We start from the raw sequence: 2,999 nt of genomic DNA, 5'->3' as shown, positions 1-2,999 counted from the left end.
GCCACGGGTAGCCTGGGCCGGTTGTTCGCCCGCCATCTCGTGACCGCGTACGGGGTGGAGCGTTTGCTGCTCACCAGTCGCCGTGGTCCCCTGGCCGACGGTGCGGACGAACTGGTCGCGGAGTTGACCGGGTTGGGTGCCCACGTCGACCTCGTCGCCTGCGACATAGCCGACCGTGATGCGTTGGCCGAGGTGCTGGCCCTCGTACCGGCTGAACACCCGCTGTCGGCCGTGGTGCACACCGCAGGTGTGCTGGACGACGGCATGCTGGCCTCGCTGACTCCGGACCGGGTGGCAAGGGTCCTCCGTCCGAAGGTGGACGCGGCCTGGAACCTTCACGAGCTCACCCGCGAACTCGATCTGTCGGCCTTCGTGCTGTTCTCGGGTGCGGCTGCCGCCTTCGGTGCGGCCGGTCAGGCGAACTACGCGGCGGCGAACGCCTTCCTGGAGGCCTTGGCCGAGCGTCGTCGTGCAGAGGGCCTGCCCGCCACCGCGCTGGCCTGGGGTCTGTGGGCCCCGCAGGCGGGCAGTGACAGCGGTATGGCGTCGACCCTCGACGAGGTCGACCTGCGCCGCATCGCACGGGACGGTGTCGCCGCGCTCGCCGCAGATGAGGGGCTGGGGCTCTTCGATGCGGCGATGGTGGTGGATGCGGCGGTGTTGCTGCCGATGCACCTTGATGTGGCGGTGTTGCGGGCGCAGGCGGTGTCGTCGGGTTCGGTGCCGGCGTTGCTGCGTGCGTTGGTGCGGATACCGGCGCGGCGAATGGTCGAGCGGCGTGTTGGCGGCACGACGGACGGCAGTTCACCTCTGGTGGCTCGTCTGTTGGGCCTGCCGGTCGCGGAGCACGAGGGTGTGCTGCTGGAGTTGGTGTGCGGTCGTGTGGCGGCCGTGCTCGGCCATGGTGGTGCCGAGGCGGTTGACGCGGAGCGGGCTTTCCGTGATCTCGGCTTCGATTCGCTGACCGCTGTGGAACTGCGCAACGTGCTGAAGGCGGAGACCGGCCTGCGCCTTCCCCCGACGCTGATCTTCGACTACCCCACTCCGGTATTGCTGGCCCGCCACCTGCTGACCGAGCTGGCGGTGACCGCCGGGCTCGGTGACCCGAACGGCGGCCGTGGACAGCAGACGTCACCGGCCCGTCCGGTCACGGGCGTGGCGGACGATCCGATCGTGATCGTGGGTATGGGGTGCCGGTTCCCGGGTGGGGTGCGGACGCCGGAGGATCTGTGGCAGTTGGTCTCCTCGGGTGGGGACGGGATCACGGGGTTCCCGACGGATCGTGGTTGGAATGTGGAGGGTCTGTATCACCCGGATCCGGATCATGCGGGTACGTCGTACACGCGTGAGGGTGGGTTCTTGCATGATGCGGCGGAGTTCGATCCGGCGTTCTTCGGGATCTCGCCGCGTGAGGCCCTGGCGATGGATCCGCAGCAGCGCTTGCTGTTGGAGACCTCGTGGGAGGCGTTCGAGCGGGCGGGTATCGACCCGACCTCGATGCGCGGCAGCCGGACCGGCGTCTTCGCCGGCGTCATGTACCACGATTACGTCACCGGTATAGGCATGGGGGACGGCGCCGGCGACGAACTGCCCGAGGGCGTCGAGGGATACCTCGGCACCGGAAACGCGGGCAGCATCGCCTCCGGCCGGATCGCCTATACCTTCGGGCTCGAAGGTCCGGCGGTCACGGTGGATACGGCTTGCTCGTCGTCGTTGGTCGCGTTGCATTGGGCGATCCAGGCGTTGCGGCAGGGTGAGTGCGACATGGCGCTCGCGGGTGGTGTGGCGATCATGGCGACGCCGGAGACGTTCATCGATTTCAGTCGTCAGCGTGGGCTCGCGGCCGATGGTCGGTGCAAGTCCTTCGCGGATGGTGCGGACGGTACGGGTTGGGCCGAGGGCGCGGGCATGTTGCTCGTGGAGCGTCAGTCGGACGCGGTGCGCAAGGGGCATCGGATCCTGGCGGTGGTGCGTGGTTCGGCGGTCAATCAGGACGGTGCGAGCAATGGTTTGACGGCGCCGAACGGTCCTTCGCAGCAGCGGGTGATCCGTGAGGCGTTGGCGAGTGCGGGTCTGTCGGCGGCGGATGTGGACGCGGTTGAGGCGCACGGTACGGGTACCCGGTTGGGGGATCCGATCGAGGCGCAGGCGTTGTTGGCGACGTACGGGCAGGAGCGGACCGAGGGGCAGCCGCTGCTGCTCGGTTCGATCAAGTCGAACATCGGGCACACGCAGGCCGCGGCGGGTGTGGCCGGTGTGATCAAGATGGTCATGGCGATGCGGCACGGGGTGCTGCCCAAGTCGCTGCATGTGGATGCGCCGTCGTCGCAGATCGATTGGGAGGCGGGCGATGTCAGTCTCCTGACGGATGCCGTGGACTGGCCGGAGACGGGCCGTCCGCGTCGGGCCGGTGTGTCCTCGTTCGGCATCAGCGGCACCAACGCCCACACCATCATCGAGCAGCCGATGGACGCGGAAAAGACGGTCTCGTCCGGGGACGAGACCGTACCGCTCCCGTCGGTGCCGTGGGTCCTCTCGGCCAAGGGCGCGGAGGCGCTCCAGGCGCAGGCACGTCAGCTCCTGTCGTATGTCCTGTCGACGCCGGAGGCGCGTCCGGCTGACGTCGCGTGGTCGCTGACTGTGGGCAGGGCCGCCTTCGAGGACCGTGCGGCGATCGTCGCCACGGACCGCGAGGAACTCCTGGCCGGCCTCGCCGCACTGGCGGAAGGCCGATCGACCGGCACGCTGATCGAAGGCTCGCCCGTCGGTGGGAAGGTCGCCTTCCTGTTCACCGGCCAGGGCAGCCAGCGGCTGGGGATGGGGCGTGAACTGTACGACGCCTACCCGGTGTTCGCGGCCGCGCTGGACGCGGTGTGTGAGGAGATGGATCTCGAACTGCCCTTGAAGAGCGTGCTGTTCGGGTCGGACGGGGCTGCGCTCGATGAGACGCGGTTCACGCAGCCGGCGTTGTTCGCGGTCGAGGTGGCGTTGTTCCGGCT

Annotated in this window: 1 protein-coding gene; it reads left to right on the top strand. The window is 68.9% G+C overall.

The window, feature by feature from the left end:
* Positions 1-2,999 (top strand): type I polyketide synthase (locus tag NOD94_RS40665; protein ID WP_281211274.1); only part of this gene is annotated, 2,999 nt, incomplete at both ends.

Source organism: Streptomyces sp. Isolate_45 (assembly GCF_024721315.2).
In the GTDB taxonomy this organism is placed as follows: domain Bacteria; phylum Actinomycetota; class Actinomycetes; order Streptomycetales; family Streptomycetaceae; genus Streptomyces.
Note: the sequence above shows the minus strand (reverse complement) of the source record. Positions and strands in the feature narration are given on the sequence as shown.